This is a genomic window from Ruegeria sp. SATB045 (genome assembly GCF_059613525.1).
The window spans coordinates 242,059-264,329 of the sequence record NZ_JBXWSR010000019.1; the positions used below are offsets into that span (position 1 = coordinate 242,059).

Consider the following 22,271-nt stretch of genomic DNA (forward strand, 5'->3'; position numbering starts at 1 on the left):
TATATACGGGCTCGGCGCGTTTTCCAGTTTATCCGTATACGCCGGAAAACACAGCCCGGATCGAATTTTGGTGCGGAATGAGCGATTTACTACCCCACACACATTTCTTTGACCCGGGAATACCTGATTTGACGCACCGCTATTGTTGAGAAACGTCCAATGCGTGCCCGATATCGGCAAGCAGGTCATCTGCATCCTCAAGCCCGACCGAAAAACGGATCAGACCCGGTGTGATGCCCAACTCGTCCTTTTGCGTATCGCTCAGACGCTGATGCGTGGTCGTCGCCGGGTGCGTAGAGATTGATTTGGCATCACCCAGATTGTTCGAGATCACCGGGATCGTCAGCGCGTTCAGGAACTTGAAGGCCGCGTCCTTGCCGCCCTTGATATCCAGCGACAGAACCGTGCCGCCCTTGCCCCCCAGTTGCGTCTGTACCAGCGCATTCTGCGCGTGGGTTTTCAAACCAGGGTACAAAGTGCGTTCCAACGCTGGATGCCCCTCAAGCGCCTCGGCGATGATCTGCGCGGATTCAGCCTGCGCGTTGACGCGCAGCGCCATCGTCTCAAGCCCTTTCAGCATCACCCAGGCGTTAAACGGGCTAAGCGCCCCGCCGGTGTGTTTCAAATAAGGTTCAACGGTGCCGCGGATGAAGTCTTTGGTGCCGATGATGACGCCGCCCAGCGCCCTGCCCTGCCCGTCGATATGTTTGGTCGCGGAATAGACCACCACATCCGCACCCTGCTGAATCGCGCGCGAGAACACGGGCGTCGAGAATACATTGTCCACAATCACCAGCGCGCCAACGGCATGTGCCAGCTTGGCGACGGCCTCGATGTCGATCACCTCAAGCGTCGGGTTCGACATAGATTCGAAAAACACCGCCTTGGTATCGGGACGGATCGCAGCCTGCCACGCGTCCAGATCGGTGCCGTCTACGAAACTCACTTCGACCCCAAAACGGGTCAGGATGTTTTCCAGAATATAAAGGCATGAGCCGAACAGCGCCTTGGCCGACACCACATGATCGCCCGCCTTCAGCATCGAGGTCAGCGCCGCATTCACAGCCGCCATGCCCGATGCGGTGGCAAAGGCGTCCTCGCCCCCTTCCAGAGCGGCAATACGCTGTTCAAACATGGACACGGTCGGGTTGCCATAGCGGGCATAGATGAACTCATCCGGGCCGGTCTCGATAAAACGGGCCTCGGCCTGCTCGGCGGTATCATATACAAAGCCCTGCGTCAGAAAGATCGCCTCGGACACCTCGTTATACTGACTGCGGCGGATGCCACCATGGACGGCTTGTGTGCGTTTGTTCCAGTTCTCGCTCATGTCATTCCTTTCGGCCCGGTTTGGGCGCGCAAATAAAAAACCCCAGACGCGGTCAAGCGAAAGGGGCCCTTCATCCTGACCTTTTAGCGGTGTTGTTTAGCGTGGCCCGCAATCCGGTATCAAATCGCCACGTGGTCTTGACGCCATTACGCCGCAGTTGCAAAGGCGTCAACCCTGACCGGTGCAACGTCACGGTTCTGTAACCTGTCTTTCACCCAATCGTCATAGCGTCATGACAGACGAGCACCACTACATCTTGTGTGAGGCTGAGCAGATGCCAATAGTCAGGATCAACGTCGAAGACGACCAGATTTCCCTCCATCGCAGCCCCCGTCCCGTCTATAGCGTGCTGCGGCGTACAAGGGATGTATCGGGCCCTGTCGTCATCATGACCCACGGGTATAAATACAGGCCCGACGACGCCAAAGCCTGCCCACATCGACATATTTTAGCCCTGAATCCGGATGGTACGTACTTTGGTTGTCCAAGCTGGCCACAGCAGCTTGGGTTCGGCGCGGGGTTCGCTGATGAAGGGCTGGGGATCGCATTTGGCTGGAACGCCCAGGGGCCAGTATGGGCGGCGCGTCGTCGCGCCGTCGAGGCCGGTCGCGCATTGGCCGGGCTGATCCGCGATTTGCGTCGGTTGAACCCGGGAAGACCGATACATTTCATCGGCCATTCAATGGGTGTCGAACTGGCGCTTGAGGCTTTGCACCACTCTGGATCCGGGGCGTTGAACCGCATTATCTCGTTGACGGGGGCAGCCTACCAAAGCCGAGCGCTTTGTGCGTTGGACACACCGGCCGGTCGATCTGCTGAATTCGTTAATGTGACCAGCCGGGAAAACGATCTGTTTGACATGGCTTATGAATGGCTGATCCAGCCACCCCGACGTGGAGACCGTAGCATAGGAACAGGGCTACAAGCCCCAAACGCTGTCACGCTACAACTGGATTGTCCGCAAACTTTGGCCCATCTGTCCCGCGTCGTACAGCCAGTCGGCATGCCCCAGCGTCGCATCTGTCATTGGTCAAGCTATACTCGACCGGGCGTTTTGCGGTTGTATAACACGTTGCTGCGCCACGACGACCGTTTGTGTCTGGGTTGCCTGCAGACTGGCCTGCCCGACCTGCCAGCGCCACGCTGGTCACGGTTGTTTGCGCTTCCCCGGCCACACGCCCTCTTGCCCTTTGCGCAGAAAGCCTCATGATCCCCTCAAGCTGAGGAGACATTATGATCGATCTGTATTTCTGGCCGACGCCGAATGGCTGGAAGGCGTCCATAGCGCTGGAAGAAATGGACCTGCCCTACACCACCCACCTGATCAATATCGGCAAAGGTGACCAGTTCGACCCAGAATTCCTGAAAATCGCACCCAACAACCGGATGCCGGCCATCGTTGACCCCGACGGCCCGGATGGAAGGCCGATCTCGGTTTTCGAAAGCGGTGCCATCCTGATGTATCTGGCACGCAAGACAGGGCGGTTCTACGGCAAGACCGAGCGTGACCGGATCGCTGTTGAGGAATGGCTGATGTGGCAAATGGGCGGGGTCGGACCCATGGCCGGTCAGGCGCACCACTTTTTGAAATACGCCCCGCAACTGAACCCGCCACAAGACCTGCCCTATGCCAAGGATCGCTATCGCACCGAGGTTGGCAGGCTTTACGGCGTGCTCGATCGGCGGCTGGCCGAGAACGAATATGTCGCGGGCGATTTCTACTCCATTGCAGACATGTCGATCTGGGGCTGGGCCAGTCTGTGGGAAGGCCAGCAACAGGTGCTGGAGGACAAGCCACATTTCACCCGCTGGCTGGAAACCGTCAGTGCCCGCCCCGGGGTTCAGGCCGGTCGGGCGCTACATGCAGAATTGCGCGGGGACCATCGAGACAAGCAGTCGCAGAGCAATTTGTTCAAGCGGTAAATTAGGCCAAAAGCCTTGCTAACCTGCGGATGATGCGTGGCTTGTACTGACAGCGGGCGAATTATCCGCCACCGGCGGGACGGCCCGCTGGTACAGATGCCACGTCGTGTGCCCCAGGATCGGTAGTGTAAAGATCAGGCCCAAAAACGCCGGAACCAGCGACAGCAGCATCGTGACCGAGATGATCGCAGCCCAGCTCAGCATCACCACTGGGTTCTCGGTGACAACCCGGATTGATGTGAGCATGGCAGAGACGAAATTGGTCTCGCGATCCAGCAGCATAGGCATGGCAACGACAGTTGTCGAGAACAGGACCGCTGACAGAAATGCCCCTATGGCCGTGCCCACAGCAAGAAACGTCCAGCCCTGCGGAGTGAAAAATACGGTGTTCAGAAACCCGTCCAAGTCCGAAAAAGAGGCGTCCTGTAGGATAATCGCCAGCCATAGCCGAATCTGGTAAACCCACACCCAGAATATGAACAGGGTAACAAAGGCCATCCAGCCCATCTCACGCTTTCGCTGATTGGCCATGACGGTCAGAATTTCAGACCATCCGAAGTCCTCTCTGTTTTGCAGCCGGCGTGACATTTCGTACAGCCCAGCGGCCGCAAATGGTGCAATCAACGGAAAGCCGACAATGGCCGGAATGATCATCCAGATCTTACCCAGCCAGACCATGACCCAAACCAGAAGAATTCCGAACACCGCATAGAACAGACCGAAAAAGCCGCTCATGACCGGGTGCGCCAGAAAGTCAGAGAAGCCAGCTTTTAACGAGGCGGTTATATCGTCGACAGTGATTTTATTGACGTCGGCCCTGTCCTGCTGCTGGGGCGTCAGGTCCTCTGGCGGTGTGGAGTCTGCGGTTTTGGATGGCATGACACGTTCCTCCCAAAGCGTAACGTGGTGGTCTGTCGGCGCGCCCAACATCTAATGATGAAATTGTGCATCAGCGCTGGCGTTTGGACAAGGCAGGAGTGGATGGCAGCGCCTAGGCTCCCTCCCCCCGCACCAACACGTCCAACATCCCCGAGATATCCTCGATCTCTTCCGCGATCACATGGGTCACGGAATGCGCCCGTTGCATCCGCCCTGTAACTCGCAACAACCGCCCCGAGATCACCGCGCGACGGAACGCCTCGTACATCGCGCGCCAGACCACTACGTTCACGATGCCGGTCTCGTCCTCAAGCGTCAGAAAGATCACGCCCTTGGCGGTTCCCGGTCTCTGCCGCAAGATCACCAGCCCGGCCACGGTCACACGGGCGTTATCGGGGGGATCGTCCAGCCGATTGGCTGGCAGGCAGGTCGGTGGGCGCGGCCAGTCTCGGTTTGGAACTGCACGACGAACAGGGGCAACAAGCATGTGAACAAAGATAGAACATATCACAGGAATGTCCAGTCGCGGCATCCCGAGTCGCAAATGAGGGTGGAAAGACCTAAATGGCTTGACTAAGGAAGGTTTCGAACATCGTAAAAGGAAGACGCACGCAATGGCAAAGATCACCTATGTCGAGCATGGCGGTACCGAGCACACTGTCGAGGTCGCCAACGGACTGACCGTCATGGAAGGGGCCCGTGACAACAACATCCCCGGCATCGAGGCCGATTGCGGCGGCGCCTGCGCCTGCTCGACCTGTCATGTTTATATCCACCCTGACTGGGTCGAGAAAGTGCCTGCCAAAGACGACATGGAAGAGGACATGCTGGACTTTGCGTTTGAGCCCGACCCAGCGCGGTCCCGCCTGACCTGCCAGATCAAAGTCACCGACGCATTGGACGGTCTGGTCGTTCAGATGCCAGAGAAGCAGATCTGATGATCTCCAAAGCGCCGCGCCGACTCTCTCGCCTCTGGCAAGGCAGGTCTCGCGGCGCGCTTATGGCAATGTGCTTGTGGTTGGTCACAACAGCCCCTGCCATTGCAGATACGATTGTCGCGGCTCGTTATACCGAACCCACGACCCGATATCCTCATGGCGTCCTGGGGGATCAGATCGAATATGGAGCGCTTGAGCTTACCATAGAAAACACGCCTGCCACACAAGGCTCGACGGGCGCCAAGGAACGATCTGCCCTGACCATCCGCCTGCCCGAGGACCGTGTTTTCGAAGATCTAGCGCCTCGGCTGTCGGACGTTGATCAAAACGGCACGCTCGAAGTTCTGGTTGTCGAAGCCCAGAAGGATACAGGCGCACAACTCGCCATCTATAACGCGCACGGGGAAAAGATCGCCGCCACCCCGCATATCGGCACCCGTTTCCGCTGGCTCGCACCGATCGGCGCGGCCGATCTGGACGGCGACGGCTACGTCGAGATCGCCTATATCGACCGCCCTCACCTGAGCAAAACCCTGCGCATCTGGCGCTTCAAAGATGGCGCTCTGACCGAAATCGCGGCACTGCGCGGTCTGACAAACCACAAAATTGGAGAGGCTTTCATCTCAAGCGCCATCCGTGCTTGCGGCACCGGCCTCGAGATGGTCGTCGCCAGCGCCGACTGGAGCACCATCGTCGGCGTTTCTTATCAAGACGGCTGGCAAACCAACAACCTTGGCCCCCTCAAGAAGCGCAGTGACCTAACAAACGCACTCACTTGCTGATCCGTCCTTCATCTGACCCCAAATATCCCGGGGAGCGCGAGGGGCTGGCCCCTCGCCCCAAAAAACCGAGACGGGCGCAGCCCGGAAATCAGATCACAAAGCCCGCCAGCCGATATCACGACGGAAGAACCCGCCGGGCCAGTCAATCCCATCCACCATCGCATAAGCCCGATCACGCGCCTCCTGCAATGTCTCGCCCCGAGCGGTGACGTTCAGAACCCGACCACCCGTGGCCAATACCTGCCCATCCGCAGCCTTGGTCCCGGCATGAAAGACCATGTTCTTGCTGTCCTCGGGCAGCCCGTCCAGACCGCCAATAACACTGCCCTTCTCGTAAGACCCCGGATATCCCTGAGCCGCCATCACAACGGTCAGCGCATGATCATCGGCCCAGTTCACCTGCGCCTCACGCAAACGGCCCTCGGCTGCGGCATGCATCAGATCCATCGCCTGCGCGCCCAGGCGCATCATCAGCACCTGACATTCGGGATCGCCAAAGCGCACATTGTATTCCACCAGTCGCGGCTGCCCGTCCTTGATCATCAAACCCGCATAGAGAACCCCCTGAAACGGCATCCCGCGCTTTTTCATCTCGGCCACGGTCGGCTTGATGATCTCTTCCATCGCGCGGGTTTCGACCTCGGCGCTCAGGACCGGAGCCGGAGAATACGCTCCCATCCCGCCTGTATTCAGCCCGGTATCCCCCTCGCCTACGCGCTTATGGTCCTGCGCGGTGCCGACCGACAGGATATCCTCTCCGTCACACAGCACGAAAAGCGAGGCCTCCTCGCCCTCCATGAATTCCTCGATCACCACCTCGGCCCCGGCCCCGCCAAAAGCCCCGCCAAACATGTCGTCGATGGCCTCCAGCGCGGTCGCTTCGTCCATCGCCACGATCACGCCCTTGCCGGCGGCCAGACCATCGGCCTTGACCACAATCGGCGCGCCTTGTTCGCGGATATAGGCCTTGGCGGGCTCGGCCTCGGTAAAGCGCCCATAGGCTGCCGTCGGCGCGCCCGAGGCGTCGCAGATTTCCTTGGTAAAACTCTTTGATGCCTCCAACTGCGCCGCCGCAGCCGAGGGGCCAAAGACAAGAACACCAGCTTCGCGTAGGCGGTCGGCAACCCCAGCCGCCAAGGGGGCCTCAGGGCCGACAATCACAAAATCAATCGCGTTGTCTTCGGCAAAGCTGACCACAACGCCGCCATTTTCGATGTCCAGAGCCGCGCAATCGGCAATCTGAGCAATTCCGGCATTGCCCGGCGCGACGATCAGACGGTCACACTTGGGGTTCTGCATCACCGCCCAGGCTAGGCTGTGTTCGCGTCCACCGCTCCCGAGAATGAGGATATTCATGACTGCTCTCCGATCTGCTTGGCCTCGCCTTCCGCGCGTTCTAAGCTGGGTGGGCATTTGACACAAGGCGCTGAAATGTCCGACCTGCTTGACGATCCCATTCCCGGCCAAAACACACCTGAATACAGTGTTTCCGACATTTCCGGCGAGGTAAAACGCACACTGGAAAGCACCTTTGGCCGAATCCGTGTGCGTGGTGAGGTCGGGCGCGTGTTCAAGGCGCGCTCGGGCCATCTTTACTATGATATCAAGGATGACCGGAACGTGCTGGCTTGCACCACGTGGAAGGGTCAGATCTCGGGACTGTCCGTGGTGCCCGAAGAAGGGCTTGAGGTCGTTGTAACCGGGCGTCTCACCGCGTTTGGCGCGCAATCGAAATACAACCTGAATGTCGATGAGGTCGCCGTCGCAGGCCAAGGCGCACTGATGGCGTTGCTGGAAAAGCGTAAGAAACAGCTAGAGGCCGAAGGGCTGTTCGCGCCTGAACGCAAGAAACCCCTGCCCTATCTACCGCAGATCATCGGCGTAGTGACATCACCATCTGGCGCGGTGATCCGCGATATCCTTCACCGCCTGCGCGACCGGTTCCCGCGCAAGGTGCTGATCTGGCCTGTCGCCGTGCAGGGATCGAACTGCGCGCCCGAGGTTGCCAACGCGATCAACGGTTTCAACCAACTCTCGCCTGGAGGTGCCCTGCCGCGCCCCGACCTTATCATCGTTGCCCGCGGCGGAGGATCGATCGAAGACCTGTGGGGTTTCAACGAAGAAGCGGTCGCGCGGGCGGCTGCGGCCTCGGAGATCCCGCTGATCTCGGCTGTGGGGCATGAAACTGATACAACGCTGATCGACTTCGTCTCGGACCGTCGCGCGCCCACACCCACTGCAGCCGCCGAACTGGCTGTGCCCGTTCGAATGGAGCTACTGGCCTGGACCGGCGAGCAAAGCGCGCGCCTGTCCCGCGCCGCGACCGATGCCGTGCAACGCCGCAGCCAACGCCTGCGCGACTTGTCCCGCGCCTTGCCGCGCCCGGACAGCTTGTTGAACTCTCCGCGCCAACGGCTTGATTTGATTGCAGATCGCTTAACCCCAGCGCTGGAGCGCGGCGTGCAAAACCGCCAGTTGCAAGTGGTGCGGCTCTCTGCCCATCTGCGGCCCTCAACCCTGCGCAATCTTGTAAGCAGCCGACAAGAGGCGGCGCGCAACCTGTCCTCGCGCCTGTCACTGCGCCCCATCCAGCGCGAGATCGAGGTGCAGCGCCAAACTCTCTCGAGGTTAAGCGAACGGATGAGCGCGGCCCACACCCTGCGTTTGGACCGGATGCGGCAACAGCTAGAGGCCACGGACCGCCTGCGCGAAACGCTCAGCTACAAGGCGACGTTGCAACGTGGTTACGCCGTGGTACGAGCCGACGATCAAGTGATAACCACAAAGAAGCAGGCTGCAAAACACGACGCACTAGAGATTGAATTTGCCGATGGTATGCTCACCACGGGACAGCCGCAGGCGCCGCGACCGGCACCAAAAAAATCGCCTAAAAAAGACGCACCGGATCAAGGCTCATTGTTCTAAGTGACACTTAAACTCCGACCTCTGGCCCGAGGCAAATCATCTCTTCGTCGATGTCCTCGGCCTCATACAATTCGGTCTGGTCGGGATTTCCTTCAAATTGAGCAATCAACCCAGCGCCAGACCGGGTAAAGCGCCAGCATTGTGGATCAAGCCTGTCTTCATAGAGGAAACAGATCTGATCCTCCTGCTCATACCAGACGCCCTCTTTGCAGTCGCCATCCAAAAAGGACCAAATCACCCGACGGTTCGGCAGGTACCGTTCGACACCGTAAACCTCGCCCTGAAACCCGTAAAACAGGGTTTTACCGCGTGTATAGTCATCGAACTCGGACCCGGACAGGGCCGTCTGGGCACCGACCGCCTGCGCGGAAAGGGCTAAAAGAATCACGATGTGTCTCAGCATGCAGTCATTCTGTCAGAAGCCGGAAGACAAGGCCAATTACCATTGCGTCAGACCACCCTGCCCTGACGTAACCCGTTGAATTGACCGCATGATCATGGCGTTCTGGTTTGATCACCAACCCGGAGACCAACGCGTGACCACTGTTCTGCTGATTTTCGCATCCGCCTGTGCGCTGGCTTACATGCCAATGGCCCCAAAACCTGTCAGCACGGCGAGAACGTTTTTTAAGACCGCTTCAGTTGGCACACTGGCCGTCATTGCGGTTTTCAGCGGTGCGCCATTGCTCTTGTCGACGGCACTTGCCCTTTGCGCAATCGGGGATGCGTTACTGTCACGCGAAACGGACCAGACCTTCATGGCCGGTATCGGAGCGTTTGCCGCCGGGCATCTGGCCTATATTGCGTTGTTTCTCACGCATCCGTCCAGCGACCCGGGCCTGATTTGGGAACGACCGGCCATGTTCTGGTCGTTGATCGTTTTGGGTATTATTGCCGCCACGTTGCTGACCCCGCGCGCAGGTGACCTGAAAGGCCCGGTGCTTGCCTATATTCCGATCATTTTGGGGATGGGGATCGCGGTTTTGACCCTACCGGATACAGACGCGCTGTGGTTGGCCTTGCCCGCTGCCCTTGCCTTCATCGCCTCAGACCTGATCCTGGCCACCGAGAAATTCCTTTTGCCCCCTAACCACCCATCTCGGAAAGTTACACCCTATCCGATTTGGATATTGTACTGGGGGGCGCAGGTGGGGTTACTGCTGGCGTTTGCCTGACCCTTTGCAACCGCTGCGAATCCGCATTAGGTGAGGGGAACACCTGCGGAGACCAAAAATGGCGTTTTTCTCAAAGCTAAAGAACAAGCTTTTCAAATCCTCGTCCCGCCTTGAACAGGGGCTGGACGCAATCGTCGAGGATGGCGGCGAGGAAACAACAACCCCGGACCCGATCATACCAGAGCCCGAACCGCAGCCTGAACCTGTTCCGGAAGTACCTCAACCAACGCCGGAACCAGTACCCGCACCACAACCAACACCCGCCCCTGTACCCACGCCGCAGCCGGTCGAAACGCCCGACCCGTCGCCTGCCGATCCACAACCAGCGCCACCCCCTCCCGAAGCTACGTCTTCCAAAGGCGTGCTGGGGCGTCTGTTTGGCCGAAGTGAGCCAAAGACCGTTGTCCGCCGTGCGCTGGATGACGACATGCTGGAACAGCTCGAGGAACTGATGATCGCCTCGGATATGGGCGTCGACACTGCCCTGCGCGTAACCTCGAACATGGCCGAGGGGCGGTACGGTCGCAAACTCTCGACGCAAGAAATCAAACAGCTTCTGGCGCAAGAAGTCGCCCGCGTCATGGAGCCGGTGGCGAAACCCCTTCCTATTTACCCAAAACGCCCGCAGGTGGTGCTGGTCGTGGGCGTTAACGGATCCGGCAAGACCACAACCATCGGCAAGCTCGCAAGCCAGTTCAAAACCGCCGGGAAAAAGGTCGTCATTGCCGCCGGAGACACCTTCCGCGCTGCCGCAGTTGAACAGCTGCAGGTCTGGGGGGATCGCGCCGGAGTGCCGGTCCTGACTGCTCCGGAAGGCTCGGACCCTGCTTCTCTTGCCTTTGACGCACTCACCAAAGCACAAGAGGAAGGCGCGGATCTTCTGATGATCGACACGGCGGGTCGTTTGCAAAACCGCACAGACCTGATGGAAGAACTCGCCAAAATCGTCCGTGTCATCCGCAAGGTCGACGAAACCGCTCCGCATAACACCCTTCTGGTACTGGACGCCACCACCGGGCAAAACGCACTCAGCCAAGTTGAAACCTTCCGCAAGCTGGCGGATGTGTCGGGGCTTGTGATGACGAAACTCGACGGAACGGCCAAGGGCGGGGTTTTGGTCGCGCTGGCCGACAAGTTCGGTCTTCCGATCCACGCAATCGGAGTTGGTGAGCAGATCGACGACCTCGCGCCTTTCGATCCCGAAGAGTTTGCCGCAGCCCTGACTGGGCTGGAAAACTGATCCGCCCCTTCATCTGGCTAAAAATATCCTTCGGGGGTCCGGGGGTGGAAAACCCCCGGCCTCACCACCCGTGAAAGAGCACTTGTATTGAGCGACTGGCTGATATCACTGGAAGGCACCGAAGCAGGTCACCAGTTGGCACTGGCGCTGGCGCTTATGGCTGCCTTTCTGCACGCAGCCTTCGGAGCGTTACAAAAGGGACGCCACGACCCCTGGATGTCGCGCGGGGCTATCGACGCCTGCTATTGCCTGATGGCTGCCCCCTTTGCGCTTTTTGTCGTGCCCTGGCCTGAACCCTACATGTGGCCCATCTTTGCCGTCGTGTGGGTGATCCATATCTTGTACAAAACGCTTCAGGCGTTGGCCTATACCAAGGGATCGTACACGGTCGTTTATCCTGTGGTACGTGGCACCGGCCCACTGTTCACCGTCATCGGCGCTTATCTTTTGTTCGGTGAAACCTTCACCGGAACCCAATGGTTCGGAGTCGCCGTCCTTCTTGCCGGTATCTTCGGTCTGGCCGCCTACAACTTCAAATTTCTCGAAACAAATCGTGAGACGTTGGGCATTGCCCTTGCATTGGCCATCGCGACGGGGCTGTTCGTGGCGCTGTATACAACCTATGACGCCTATGGCATCCGCGCCACGGCGGATCCTTTCACGTTTCTGGCGTGGTTCTTCATGATCGACGGGGCTGCGATGCCATTCTACGCATTTCTCAGATGGCGGGCCATGATCCATCGTCCGGCTCTTGGACCTTTGATGCTGCGCGGACTCGCCGGAGGTATCATCGCGCCGCTGTCATTTGGCTCGATCATGCTGGCCACCCGACTGGACAAGGTCGGCGAAGCCGCTGTGCTGCGTGAAACCTCAACGGTATTTGCTGCACTGATCGGTTGGTTGATCCTCAAAGAAACCGTCGGCCCCAGACGGATTGCGTTGATGGCATTGATTGCACTTGGCGCCGTAATAGTTGAAATGGGCGGGTAAGCAGCAGGAATCCGTGATGACAGGCAAAAAAGAGATCAACCCTTTCCTGAAACAGGCGCTGGAGCTTGGGCCTCCGTTGGCCTTTTTTTTCATCTACCTGCGTCTGCGCGACGACAGCTTTGAATTCGCGGGAACCGAATACTCGGGGTTCATCGTGGCCACCATTATCTTTGTCCCGCTTATGTTAGGGGCAATGGCTGTTCTTTGGGTACTGACCGGGAAACTCAGCCGAATGCAGATATTCACCGCGTTCATGGTGATCTTCTTCGGTGGCTTGACGGCCTGGTTCAACGACGAGCGGTTTTTCAAAATGAAAACCACGCTGGTCTATGGGTTCTTCTCCGCGATCCTTGGCATAGGCCTGCTGCAGGGCAAATCCTATTTGGCCTATGTGCTGGACGAGATGCTGCCGATGCGGCACGAAGGGTGGATGATACTGACCCGCCGTCTGTGCGGGTGCTTCGCAGTTCTTGCTGTGGCGAATGAACTGGTGTGGCGCACCCTATCGACTGATCTATGGGTGAAAATCGAAACCTTCGCGTTTCCAATCGCGCTGATGGCGTTTTTAATGCTGCAATTCAGCATGTTGCAGACGTATATGGAAGAACCCGACCAAAATGAAAATCAGGACGGCTGAAGGTTCAGAAGGTCGCGGACGTCGCTCTGATATAAAATAAGTGCACAAAAACCTTGGCTAAAGGCGTTTGCTGTGAAAAGTTGTGGGACCACTCACAATCCCTTGGGTTAAACCACCAATATGACGCCCTTTCCAAACACCGGCTTTCTGGCCGAGGCATCTGACCGGCTGAGAACCATGCTATCGGCTCAGGCGACCGAGATCTCCTTGACCCAAGGAGATGTACTTTTTGAACAGGGGGACGAGGGCGACGCTCTCTATGCGATCCTTGAAGGAACGCTTGAAGTCTCCTTTCTGGCGATGAGCGGCCGCAAGCTGTCTCTGACCCTTATGAAACCCGGAGAAGTGTTTGGTGAGATCGGCCTGTTCGACAACGGCCCACGCACCGCCACCATTGCCGCCGCCGAACCGTCTCGCGTTCTTCGAGTCCGACGCAAGGACGTCATGAACCAGATTCGTCAGCACCCCGACCTTGCCGTTGATATGATCAGGCTGGCCGGATTGCGGATGCGTTGGATGGGCTCTCAGTTGAACGAACAGGTCTTTTTGCCGATGCCGATCCGTCTGGCACGTAAATTGCTGCACCTGTCTGACCTGCAAGGCGACGCAAGCAATCGCATCACTCTGTCGCAAAGCGAACTGGCTGAATTCGTTGGCGCAACGCGAGAGGCAGTGTCAAAGACGATCTCGACCTGGAAGCGGGACAAAGTGGTCGAGGCATCGCGCGGCGGCCTTAAGATCCACGACTTTGACGCGCTGCGGGAACTTGCAGATTCTGATTTGATCTGACGGGCTGTGACCTGCTTCACATACTCTCCCACTCGTTAAGACTATCTTAATAACTGTTACCGTAGGAGGTCAGAGAATCATCCCCGATATCTGTCCACTGACCTCTCCCTGTATCAGAGCCACGTGCCTTCCCCGGCGCGTGGCTCTTTCTATTGGTCAGTCTTAAAAAAGCGCGAAAAACAAAAGGCCAGAGCGCTTGCTCTGGCCTTCCACTGTTTTTTGGAAGTTGATTACTGTTCCAGACTCAGCGCGACAAAGCGAGGGTCTCCGCCGCGACGTACCAGCAGAAGCAACGATTTGCGCCCTGCTTCGCCTGCTTCCACCATGCGCGTTTCGAAATCTTCGATCGATGTCACTTTTTGCTGCCCGGCCTCAGTGATCAGGTCACCAGCGCGCAAACCTTTGGCATAGGCTTCCGACGCTTCATCAACTTCGGTCACCACAAGACCTTCGGCCTCTGCATCCAAGGCCAAATCTGACCGTAGCTCATCCGTCAGTGGTGAGATGGTCAGGCCCAGAATATCGGCGTTTTCTTCAACCGGCGCTTCGGGCGCATCTTCTTCACTGCTCTCAGACCGCTCAGCGTCTTCGCGTCGGCCCAACGTCACCAGAACGGTCTGCGTTCCGCCGTCGCGATGCACCACAACACGGACTGCTTTGCCAACTGTGGTCTCTCCAACCTGACGGACCAGACCACGGGTATCTTCGACCTCGACCCCATCAAAGCTGAGGATCACGTCGCCTGCCAGCAGCCCGGCGTCCTTGGCCGGACCATCCGGCACGTCACTGATCAGCGCACCGCCCGGTTTGTCCAGACCCATCGCCTCGGCCATATCCTCGGTCACGTCCTGAATGCGCACACCCAGCCAACCACGGCGCGTTTCACCGAACTCGCGCAGCTGGTCCACGACCTTGATCACGACGTTTGACGCCATCGAAAAACCAATCCCGATCGAGCCGCCATTGGGGGAAAGGATCGCGGTGTTCACTCCGATTACCTCGCCCTCCATGTTGAAAAGCGGACCGCCCGAGTTACCCCGGTTGATTGCGGCATCCGTCTGAATGTAGTCATCATACGATCCGCTGAGCGCCCGGTTGCGCGCAGATACGATACCGGCCGAGACCGAGAATCCCTGACCCAACGGATTACCCATTGCAATCACCCAATCGCCCACGCGGGCCACATCGCTGTCACCGAACTGCACATATTGCAGCGGCCCCGACGCCTCGACCTTAAGAAGCGCGATATCGGTTTTCTCATCGGTGCCAATCACTTTGGCGGGCAGCTCTTTTACAGGCTGGCCATCGCCGGGGAAGAACTCGATTAGGATTTCATCGGCTTCTGCGATGACGTGATTGTTGGTTACGATGAACCCATCTTCAGAAATCACAAATCCCGAGCCCAGCGCATTACTGCGGCGCGGGGCGTTCTGACCATTATTCCCGCGGTCTTGAAATTCGCGGAAAAAATCCTCAAACGGAGACCCTTCGGGTACGATCCCCTGAGGACCGGATTGGCCTTCGATCAGAGTTGACGTTGTGATGTTGACCACCGCCGGGCTGATCTTTTCGGCCAGAGGAGCAAGGCTTTCGCCCCGTGCTTGCGCGGAGACGGTCTGCGCCAGAACCAACAGCATCCCGACAAAGGCCAACCACATCAGCCGCGTGAAACCAACAACCTCGTCCCGCCGGACGGAAATACTGCGCGCTTGTGCCTGCACTTGGGAACTCCTTGTCGTCAACTCTAACTGGATCGCCCTTAGGCGTTCCTCCTTGGCAACCAATGTAGTCGGTTTGGCCAAGCCCGCAACTGAGGATCGCGGAGAAATCACCGGCAAGTGAAAACCCTGTGTTAAAACCCGACCTGATGCGCGCCCCACAGCAGCACCAATCCACTGACCACACAAAGCAGCCCCGCCAGTCGCCGTGCTTGTTCGGGCAACGCACGCAGCGCCTCGAGCATACGCTCAATAAGCGAAGGGGCCAGCGCATAGGCCAGCCCCTCGACAATCAACACCAGCCCGAAGGCCAGAAGGATCATGCCCATTACCGACCGCCTTGGCCGGAAGGCGACTTCAGATAGTTAAAGAACTCAGAGTCTGGACTCAGAACTAACGAGCTGTTGCCCCCCTGCAGCGCCTGTTCATAGGCCGACAGGGAACGGTAGAACTCAAAGAACTCAGGATCCGCACCATAGGCTTCGGCAAAGATCGCGTTGCGTTCGGCGTCGGCTTCACCACGAATGATCTCGGCCTCTCGGTTTGCATCCGAGACCAGTTCAACCACAGTACGATCGGCCTGCGCCCGCACACGCTGCGCCGCCTCGTTACCACGGGCGCGCTCATCGGTGGCCTCACGCTCCCGCTCGGCTTTCATCCGGTCAAAGGTCGCCTGAAGGTTGGCCTGCGGCAGATCTGTTGCTTTCAGACGTACGTCGATAACAGTCACACCCAGCGCGCGTGCTTCAGCAATCGCGCTGTTGCGAATGCGCAGCATCAGTGCGGCCCGGTCCGAACTAAGAATATCGCGGGACGACACCGAACCCAGGACCTCACGGGTCTCGGCACGAAGGATGCTATCCAGACGATTCTCGGCAACCGGGATGCCACCGGTACCAACAGCCTGACGGAACTGGTTCAGGTCCGCGATCCGGTACCGGGCAAAGGCATCGACCACCAGACGTCGATCATCCAGAGGCGTGACTTCAAGCGGTTGTACGTCGATCGACAGAATGCGGTCGTCATAGCGCACGACCTCATCAAAGATCGGCAGTTTAAAGGCAAGGCCCGGCGTTTCCTTGACATCGACAACTCGGCCAAACCGCAGAACCAGAGCACGTTCGCGCTCATCGACGATAAAGATCGAAGACAGTCCAAGGACGCCGATAATTACAAGGATGATGAGGATAATGGGTGATTTACGCATCAGTTGCTCTCCTGCCCAGAATTGCGGCGCAGTTCGTTCAACGGCAGGTAAGGTACAACTCCCTGCCCCGAACCGGTCGAGTTCTCATCAAGGATGATCTTGTCGACATCTCCCAAAACCTGCTCCATCCGTTCCAGATACAGGCGCTTGCGCGTCACTTCAGGTGCCTTGCTGTATTCTTCCAGAACCGCACTGAAACGGCTGGCCTCACCCTGTGCGCTGTTGATCTGTTGAGCGCGATACGCCTCGGCCTGTTCCAGAACCTGCGCAGCCTCACCACGGGCTTCCGCCAAAACTTGGTTGGCATAGGCGTCAGCAACGTTCTGCAATCGATCCCGCTCTTGCGCGGCAGCCTGAACGTCACGGAAGGCGGCGATCACGTCTTGCGGCGGGTCGGCTTTGTCAAAGTTCACACGGATGATGTTTACGCCCGAATCGTAGCTGTCCATCGTGGACTGGATCAACTCTTGCAGGCGTTCACCGATGATACCACGATCCCGGTTCAGGATCGGCGCCAGCTCGCTTTGAGCAATAATCTCACGCATCGCCGATTCCGACACAGCCTGGATGGTTTGGCGCGGATCACGCAGGTTGAACAGGTATTTTGCCGGATCGTTGATGTTCCAGACAACCTGATAGTCGATGTCTACCACGTTTTCGTCGCCGGTCAGCATAAGACCATCATCGCTACCGCGTGCACCGCCCATATCCTCGGTCTGTTCGCGCGTAACCGGGATGACTTCTGCAGTTACAAAGGGCCACGGGGCAAAGTTAAGACCAGGATTCCCGACAGAGGAGAACTCGCCCAGGAAAAGTTCTACCGACTGCTCTTCTGGTTTCACTGTGTAAAAACTTGCAGCCGCCCATAGTCCGGCCGCGACCAGCGCGCCAATTGCTATGGTCCCTTTGGTAAAGATGGGACCGCCGCCCCCGCTGCCCTGACCATTGCCGCCACGGCCCGAGCCACCACGACCGCCCATCAGAACGCGCAGTTGCTCTTGCCCTTTTTTCATCAGCTCGTCGATCTCGGGGATCTGCGGGCCATCGCCTTCGGGCGGGCGTTGCCCGTTCCCGTTGTTACCCCGATTTCCTCCGCCGCCAGAAGAGCCTCCGCCCCCCCAGGGGCCACCGCTGTTGCCCGCCATGTGTATCTATTCCCTTGTGTTGGACCGTGTGATCACGGGTTCCCTTGTAACTTGTGTGCGCGCGGTTGCAAATCAAGCAGTGCGCACAGGTTGCCGCATTGTCACCAGCTCTTCGGCCATGACTGGGTGAACCGCAACCGTCCGATCAAAATCTTCCTTGGTCGCGCCCATTTTTACGGCGATTCCGGCCAGCTGGATCATTTCACCTGCGCCGGGGGCGACAATGTGACAGCCCAGAACCTTGCGTGTCGCCTGAGACACGATCAGCTTCATCAGAACCCTCTGAGTACCACCTGCAAACGCCTTTTGCATTGGCTTGAACGAAGTAGCATACACCTCGATCGGCTCCTGCGCGGCGGCATCTTCCTCGCTCAGGCCCACAGTGCCCATTTCGGGCTGGGTGAAAATGGCGGTGGGGATGAGGTCATGATCCACGGGCGTGGGGTTGCCCTTGAACACGGTTTCCACAAAAGCCATGCCCTCGCGGATCGCAACCGGGGTCAGGTTTACACGATCAGTCACATCCCCGATGGCATAAATCGAGGGCACGCCGGTCTGGCTGTATTCATCAACGATGATCTCACCCTTACGGCCACGCTCAACACCTACGGCCTCAAGCCCCAGGTTATCTGCATTGGGCGCACGACCGGTGGCGTACATGACCACGTCGAACTGATCCTCGGTGCCGTCGGTGGCCTTGACGCGGATCTTGTCGCCCTCTTTCGTCATCTCAAGCACATTGGTGCCCAGACGCACGTCGATGCCGTTCTGGCGCATCTCTTCACAGATCAGACCGCGCGCCTCTTCGTCAAAGCCGCGCAGAATCTGCGCGCCGCGATAAAACTGAGTCGTTTTCACGCCCAACCCGTTCATGATCCCGGCAAATTCGCTGGCGATATAACCGCCGCCAACGATCAGAATGCTTTCGGGCAGTTTCGGCAGGTGGAAAATCTCGTTCGATGTGATCGCCAACTCTGACCCGGGGAAGTCCGGCACAACCGGGCGACCGCCGGTGGCGATCAGGATGTGTTTGGCGGTCTTGCGGGTACCGTCGGCCAGTTCAACCGTATGTGCATCAACGATATGTGCGCGCTGGTCAAAGCTTTCGACGCCGTTGTTTTTCAGGATATTGCGGTAGATACCTTCCAGCCGGTCCAGTTCTGTCACCAGCTTGCCGTGGAACGTATCCCAATCAAACGCGCCGGGTTGGATATCCCAACCATAGGCCTGCGCGTCGCCGACCATGCTCGAAAACTCGCTGGCGAAGACCATCATCTTTTTGGGCACACAGCCCCGAATGACACAGGTGCCGCCATAGCGATCTTCTTCGGCCAAGGCCACTTTGGCCCCGTTTTCGCCCGCCGCCACACGCGCTGCGCGGACCCCGCCCGAGCCGCCTCCGATGACGAAAAGATCATAGTCAAAGCTCATCCTGAGTTCCTTTTTGTCAGGCCAAAATTCGTTGAGTATCTGGGGTCGAATACCGCACTGCCAACCCTTGGTCGCCCAAAAAATCTATCACCGGGCCAAGTTTAGTCCGCTATATCCAGAAATAAGTTCTCGCTGTTGTCTGGCGAATGCTCGGTCTCGACCGTTCCTTCATTGATATCCCGGATTTCTACTCGACCATTTCCATGCCCGATTACAACCTTGTCGCAGATATCAATAAACAACCCGTTCTCGACGACGCCCGGCACCTGGTTCAGAACCAACGCCAACTGTCGGGCGTTTCCGATACGTTGCAGGTGCAAATCAAGGATATGGTTGCCTTCATCTGTAACAAACGGAGCTTCACCATTGAGTCGCAGGGTCGTCGAGGTTCCAAGGACGTCCATCGTGTCCAAAACCTCCTCCACCAAAGTTCGGGTCGTTTGCCAGCCGAAGGGGATAACTTCCAAGGGCAAAGGAAAAGCGCCCAGCGTTTCGACCTGTTTGCCCGCATCCGCGATAACCACCATCTGATCGCTGGCAGTCGCCACGATCTTTTCCTGCAAATGCGCGCCACCGCCGCCTTTTATTAGGTTTAATTCCCGATCAAACTCATCGGCACCGTCGATAGTCATATCCAGCCATCCGGCCTGATCCAGCGAGACAACCTCGATCCCGACCTCGCGCGCCAGTTGGGCTGTCCGGGTCGAAGTTGGAACACCTTTGATCTTCAACCCCTCTTTCTGCACCCTGTCGCCCAACCGGCGGACCATCCATTCAGCTGTCGACCCGGTGCCCAACCCAACCCGCATGCCATCCTGAACCATGTCGGCTGCACGGCGCGCGGCGACGTATTTTGCCGTGTCGATGGGTGACATCCCTACGGTCATTGCAGCATCCCCCTGTTTTGCTGCCGAAACTTATACGGAATGACTGCACCAACTGCGAGACCGAATCCGCCAATTCCTCAGCGAACCAATGCCAAACTACGCGTTTCCTATGGGAAACGTCGCAATCGAGACTTTCGGGAATTGATGTACGGTATAGATAGGTTTCATGGACACGCGATATCGCCTTCACTACGCCCCTGACAACGCCTCGCTGGTGATCCGGCTGGTGCTGGAGGAGATGCGCCTGCCCTACGATACCGTATTGGTTGACCGCGCCCGAAATCAGCAAGCCAGCAGCGCATATCTTGCGCTTAATCCCAACGGGTTGATCCCTGTTCTTGAAACGCCCCAAGGGCCGGTTTTTGAAACCGCCGCCATTCTGCTTTGGTTAACTGACACACACAAGCAGATGGCTCCCGCCGCCGACAATCCGGACCGCGCCGCGTTTCTGAAATGGCTATTCTTCGCTTCGAACACCTTGCATGCCGACATGCGGATTCTGTTCTACGCGGACAAGTACATTGATGCAGTTCAGTCCGAAACACTGCGCGAAGGCATCCGGCCTCGCCTGCGCCATCACCTGAAATTGCTTGAATCCGTGGCCGAAGGCGCGCCCGAGTGGTTTCGGGCAGACGCACCATCTGCTTTGACCTATTACATTGCGTGTATGATGAGATGGATGGCGCTGTATCCTACGGGCTCGGATCACAGTTGGTACCAACTGGCAGATACACCGCACCTGCAACACATCCTGATGAACTTGGAAACCCGCCCTGCAACGCGCGCCGCAATCGCGGCCGAGGGGTTGGGGGTCACACCCTTTACCTCACCCACATACGCTAACCCTCCGGAAGGCTCTGCTATCTGATATGTTCCTGTCAGTCTTCGATATGTTCAAAGTGGGCATCGGCCCGTCTTCATCGCACACAATGGGGCCGATGGTCGCCGCTGCGCGGTTTCTAGACCAGATGCGGGCGTCGCCCTTCGAATTTAAAGGGCTGCGCGGGTCTTTGCATGGTTCGTTGGCGTTCACCGGCGTAGGGCACGCAACTGACCGGGCAACCATTCTGGGCCTCGCTGGATTTGTGCCCGATACCTACGACCACGACATGGCCGAGGCTGCGCTGGCCGAGATCCATGAAACGCACAGCGTTTCCCCCGAGGGGCTGCCCACGCTTGAGTTCAATCCCAAGACTGACTTGATCTTTGACTATGAACATCACCTTTCGGGCCACGCAAATGGTATGATCCTGATGGCCACCGATGCACAAGGCGACGTCATCCTACGCCAGGTCTTCTACTCGATCGGTGGCGGCTTTGTTCTGACCGAAGAAGAATTGGCAGAGGGCAAAGCGACAGACGAAGGTGCTCCTGTACCCTTCCCGTTCAAGTCGGCGGTCGAGATGCTGGACATGGCCAAGGCCAGCGGTAAAAGCATCGCCGAAATGAAGCGCGCCAACGAAATCTCGCGCGGCTGTGCAGACAGTTTTGCCAAAGGCACTGCGCGGCTGTGGCAAGTGATGAATGACTGCATCGAGCGCGGCCTGACCACCGACGGCATTTTGCCCGGCGGTCTTCATGTGCGTCGCCGGGCCAAGGGTATCCACGATGCGCTGCAGGCCGAACGCGGCATGAACCTGAACGCGCCTCATACAATCAACGATTGGATGAGCGTTTACGCCATGGCCGTGAACGAGGAAAACGCCGCCGGAGGTCAGGTAGTCACCGCCCCAACCAATGGCGCTGCCGGTGTTCTACCTGCCGTATTGCGGTATTACCTTGACCATGTTCCCGGCGCCTCGGAAAGCCGCATCGAAGACTTTCTTCTGACTGCTGCGGCCATCGGAGGGCTGGTTAAGTTCAACGCTTCGATTTCTGGGGCTGAAGCCGGATGCCAGGCCGAGGTGGGCAGCGCGTCCGCCATGGCCGCTGCCGGATTATGCGCGGTTATGGGCGGAACGCCCGAACAGGTAGAAAACGCCGCCGAGATCGCACTGGAGCACCATTTGGGCATGACCTGTGACCCGGTTGCAGGATTGGTGCAGGTGCCGTGCATCGAACGTAACGGGCTTGGGGCGATCAAGGCAGTCTCAGCAGCTTCACTGGCGCTACGCGGGGATGGTCATCACTTTGTGCCCTTGGATGCGGTGATCGAGACCATGCGCCAAACCGGCCATGACATGCACGAGAAATACAAAGAGACCTCGTTGGGCGGTCTTGCTGTGAACGTACCGAACTGCTGACGCTTCGGCTTTCATCGGCCCTTTAAACGGCT

At 58.2% G+C, this 22,271-nt stretch carries 23 protein-coding genes and 1 riboswitch; of the genes, 12 read left to right on the plus strand and 11 right to left on the minus strand.

Features of this window, described 5'->3' with window-relative positions:
- Window positions 1-139 precede the first annotated feature (139 nt).
- Window positions 140-1,330, minus strand: a complete 1,191-nt coding sequence (metZ, locus tag AC2FNR_RS06615; RefSeq protein ID WP_170750626.1) for an O-succinylhomoserine sulfhydrylase — start codon at window positions 1,328-1,330, stop codon at window positions 140-142.
- A 63-nt stretch (window positions 1,331-1,393) separates the two neighbouring features.
- A riboswitch (SAM riboswitch) is annotated at window positions 1,394-1,471 on the minus strand.
- Between the two features lie 91 nt (window positions 1,472-1,562).
- Here metZ and AC2FNR_RS06620 point away from each other — a divergent pair.
- A complete protein-coding gene (locus AC2FNR_RS06620) occupies window positions 1,563-2,540 on the plus strand; it encodes an alpha/beta hydrolase (protein WP_496848469.1) in 978 nt (325 codons plus the stop codon).
- A gap of 23 nt (window positions 2,541-2,563) precedes the next feature.
- Window positions 2,564-3,253: a glutathione S-transferase N-terminal domain-containing protein gene (locus tag AC2FNR_RS06625; protein ID WP_496848470.1), complete on the plus strand. Its 690-nt coding sequence runs from the start codon at window positions 2,564-2,566 to the stop codon at window positions 3,251-3,253.
- A gap of 18 nt (window positions 3,254-3,271) precedes the next feature.
- Here the strand turns inward: AC2FNR_RS06625 and AC2FNR_RS06630 are convergent, their stop codons facing one another.
- Window positions 3,272-4,132 carry a DUF2189 domain-containing protein gene (locus AC2FNR_RS06630; RefSeq protein ID WP_496848471.1) on the minus strand — a complete coding sequence of 287 codons (861 nt, stop codon included), beginning with the start codon at window positions 4,130-4,132 and terminating at the stop codon, window positions 3,272-3,274.
- Window positions 4,133-4,244: 112 nt separating this feature from the next.
- Entirely contained in the window at window positions 4,245-4,619 is a 375-nt protein-coding gene (locus tag AC2FNR_RS06635) for an OB-fold nucleic acid binding domain-containing protein (protein ID WP_496848567.1), read from the minus strand.
- A gap of 127 nt (window positions 4,620-4,746) precedes the next feature.
- On the opposite strand from AC2FNR_RS06635, the gene AC2FNR_RS06640 reads away from it, so the two are divergent.
- Window positions 4,747-5,070, plus strand: a complete 324-nt coding sequence (locus AC2FNR_RS06640) for a 2Fe-2S iron-sulfur cluster-binding protein (RefSeq protein ID WP_170482635.1) — start codon at window positions 4,747-4,749, stop codon at window positions 5,068-5,070.
- A 62-nt stretch (window positions 5,071-5,132) separates the two neighbouring features.
- The gene (locus tag AC2FNR_RS06645) at window positions 5,133-5,852 is read left to right on the plus strand and encodes an FG-GAP repeat domain-containing protein (protein ID WP_496848472.1); all 720 of its coding nucleotides are present in this window, start codon (window positions 5,133-5,135) and stop codon (window positions 5,850-5,852) included.
- Window positions 5,853-5,945: 93 nt separating this feature from the next.
- Here AC2FNR_RS06645 and purD read toward each other — a convergent pair whose 3' ends face one another.
- A complete protein-coding gene (gene purD / locus AC2FNR_RS06650; RefSeq protein WP_496848473.1) occupies window positions 5,946-7,208 on the minus strand; it encodes a phosphoribosylamine--glycine ligase in 1,263 nt (420 codons plus the stop codon).
- A 75-nt stretch (window positions 7,209-7,283) separates the two neighbouring features.
- On the opposite strand from purD, the gene xseA reads away from it, so the two are divergent.
- On the plus strand, window positions 7,284-8,777 hold the full coding sequence (gene xseA, locus AC2FNR_RS06655) for an exodeoxyribonuclease VII large subunit (RefSeq protein ID WP_496848474.1): 1,494 nt from the start codon (window positions 7,284-7,286) through the stop codon (window positions 8,775-8,777).
- Between the two features lie 7 nt (window positions 8,778-8,784).
- On the opposite strand, the gene AC2FNR_RS06660 is transcribed toward xseA, so the two are convergent.
- Window positions 8,785-9,180, minus strand: coding sequence for a hypothetical protein (locus AC2FNR_RS06660; protein WP_170352784.1), 396 nt, complete (start codon window positions 9,178-9,180; stop codon window positions 8,785-8,787).
- 133 nt (window positions 9,181-9,313) lie between these two features.
- On the opposite strand from AC2FNR_RS06660, the gene AC2FNR_RS06665 reads away from it, so the two are divergent.
- The 5 genes from AC2FNR_RS06665 (at window position 9,314) to AC2FNR_RS06685 (ending at window position 13,608) form a co-directional block, all read left to right on the plus strand.
- A complete protein-coding gene (locus tag AC2FNR_RS06665; protein ID WP_331251860.1) occupies window positions 9,314-9,952 on the plus strand; it encodes a lysoplasmalogenase family protein in 639 nt (212 codons plus the stop codon).
- A 58-nt stretch (window positions 9,953-10,010) separates the two neighbouring features.
- Window positions 10,011-11,192 carry a signal recognition particle-docking protein FtsY gene (gene ftsY / locus AC2FNR_RS06670; protein WP_496848475.1) on the plus strand — a complete coding sequence of 394 codons (1,182 nt, stop codon included), beginning with the start codon at window positions 10,011-10,013 and terminating at the stop codon, window positions 11,190-11,192.
- Between the two features lie 87 nt (window positions 11,193-11,279).
- Window positions 11,280-12,182: an EamA family transporter gene (locus tag AC2FNR_RS06675; protein ID WP_170352781.1), complete on the plus strand. Its 903-nt coding sequence runs from the start codon at window positions 11,280-11,282 to the stop codon at window positions 12,180-12,182.
- 16 nt (window positions 12,183-12,198) lie between these two features.
- Window positions 12,199-12,819 carry an inner membrane-spanning protein YciB gene (locus AC2FNR_RS06680; RefSeq protein WP_170750608.1) on the plus strand — a complete coding sequence of 207 codons (621 nt, stop codon included), beginning with the start codon at window positions 12,199-12,201 and terminating at the stop codon, window positions 12,817-12,819.
- Window positions 12,820-12,939: 120 nt separating this feature from the next.
- Entirely contained in the window at window positions 12,940-13,608 is a 669-nt protein-coding gene (locus AC2FNR_RS06685; protein WP_170750606.1) for a Crp/Fnr family transcriptional regulator, read from the plus strand.
- Between the two features lie 230 nt (window positions 13,609-13,838).
- On the opposite strand, the gene AC2FNR_RS06690 is transcribed toward AC2FNR_RS06685, so the two are convergent.
- The 6 genes from AC2FNR_RS06690 to rpiA all read right to left on the minus strand — a co-directional run bounded on the left by AC2FNR_RS06690 (window position 13,839) and on the right by rpiA (window position 19,996).
- The gene (locus AC2FNR_RS06690; RefSeq protein ID WP_414478912.1) at window positions 13,839-15,329 is read right to left on the minus strand and encodes a Do family serine endopeptidase; all 1,491 of its coding nucleotides are present in this window, start codon (window positions 15,327-15,329) and stop codon (window positions 13,839-13,841) included.
- A gap of 131 nt (window positions 15,330-15,460) precedes the next feature.
- Window positions 15,461-15,655 (minus strand): DUF2065 domain-containing protein, encoded by a 195-nt coding sequence (locus tag AC2FNR_RS06695; RefSeq protein ID WP_170352778.1) that lies wholly within the window; start codon window positions 15,653-15,655, stop codon window positions 15,461-15,463.
- Window positions 15,655-16,533 carry a protease modulator HflC gene (hflC, locus tag AC2FNR_RS06700; RefSeq protein WP_170352777.1) on the minus strand — a complete coding sequence of 293 codons (879 nt, stop codon included), beginning with the start codon at window positions 16,531-16,533 and terminating at the stop codon, window positions 15,655-15,657. Before hflC ends, AC2FNR_RS06695 begins: the two co-directional genes overlap by 1 nt.
- Window positions 16,533-17,678: an FtsH protease activity modulator HflK gene (hflK, locus tag AC2FNR_RS06705; RefSeq protein ID WP_170352776.1), complete on the minus strand. Its 1,146-nt coding sequence runs from the start codon at window positions 17,676-17,678 to the stop codon at window positions 16,533-16,535. The genes hflC and hflK overlap by 1 nt, the downstream gene beginning before the upstream one ends.
- Window positions 17,679-17,750: 72 nt before the next feature.
- Window positions 17,751-19,109 carry a glutathione-disulfide reductase gene (gor, locus tag AC2FNR_RS06710; protein ID WP_496848476.1) on the minus strand — a complete coding sequence of 453 codons (1,359 nt, stop codon included), beginning with the start codon at window positions 19,107-19,109 and terminating at the stop codon, window positions 17,751-17,753.
- 101 nt (window positions 19,110-19,210) lie between these two features.
- A complete protein-coding gene (rpiA, locus tag AC2FNR_RS06715) occupies window positions 19,211-19,996 on the minus strand; it encodes a ribose-5-phosphate isomerase RpiA (RefSeq protein WP_170750602.1) in 786 nt (261 codons plus the stop codon).
- 166 nt (window positions 19,997-20,162) lie between these two features.
- Between rpiA and AC2FNR_RS06720 the strand changes: the two genes are divergently transcribed.
- Window positions 20,163-20,864 (plus strand): glutathione S-transferase family protein, encoded by a 702-nt coding sequence (locus tag AC2FNR_RS06720; RefSeq protein WP_496848477.1) that lies wholly within the window; start codon window positions 20,163-20,165, stop codon window positions 20,862-20,864.
- A 1-nt stretch (window position 20,865) separates the two neighbouring features.
- Complete coding sequence (locus AC2FNR_RS06725) at window positions 20,866-22,239, plus strand: L-serine ammonia-lyase (protein WP_496848478.1); 1,374 nt, start codon at window positions 20,866-20,868, stop codon at window positions 22,237-22,239.
- Window positions 22,240-22,271: the final 32 nt, after the last annotated feature.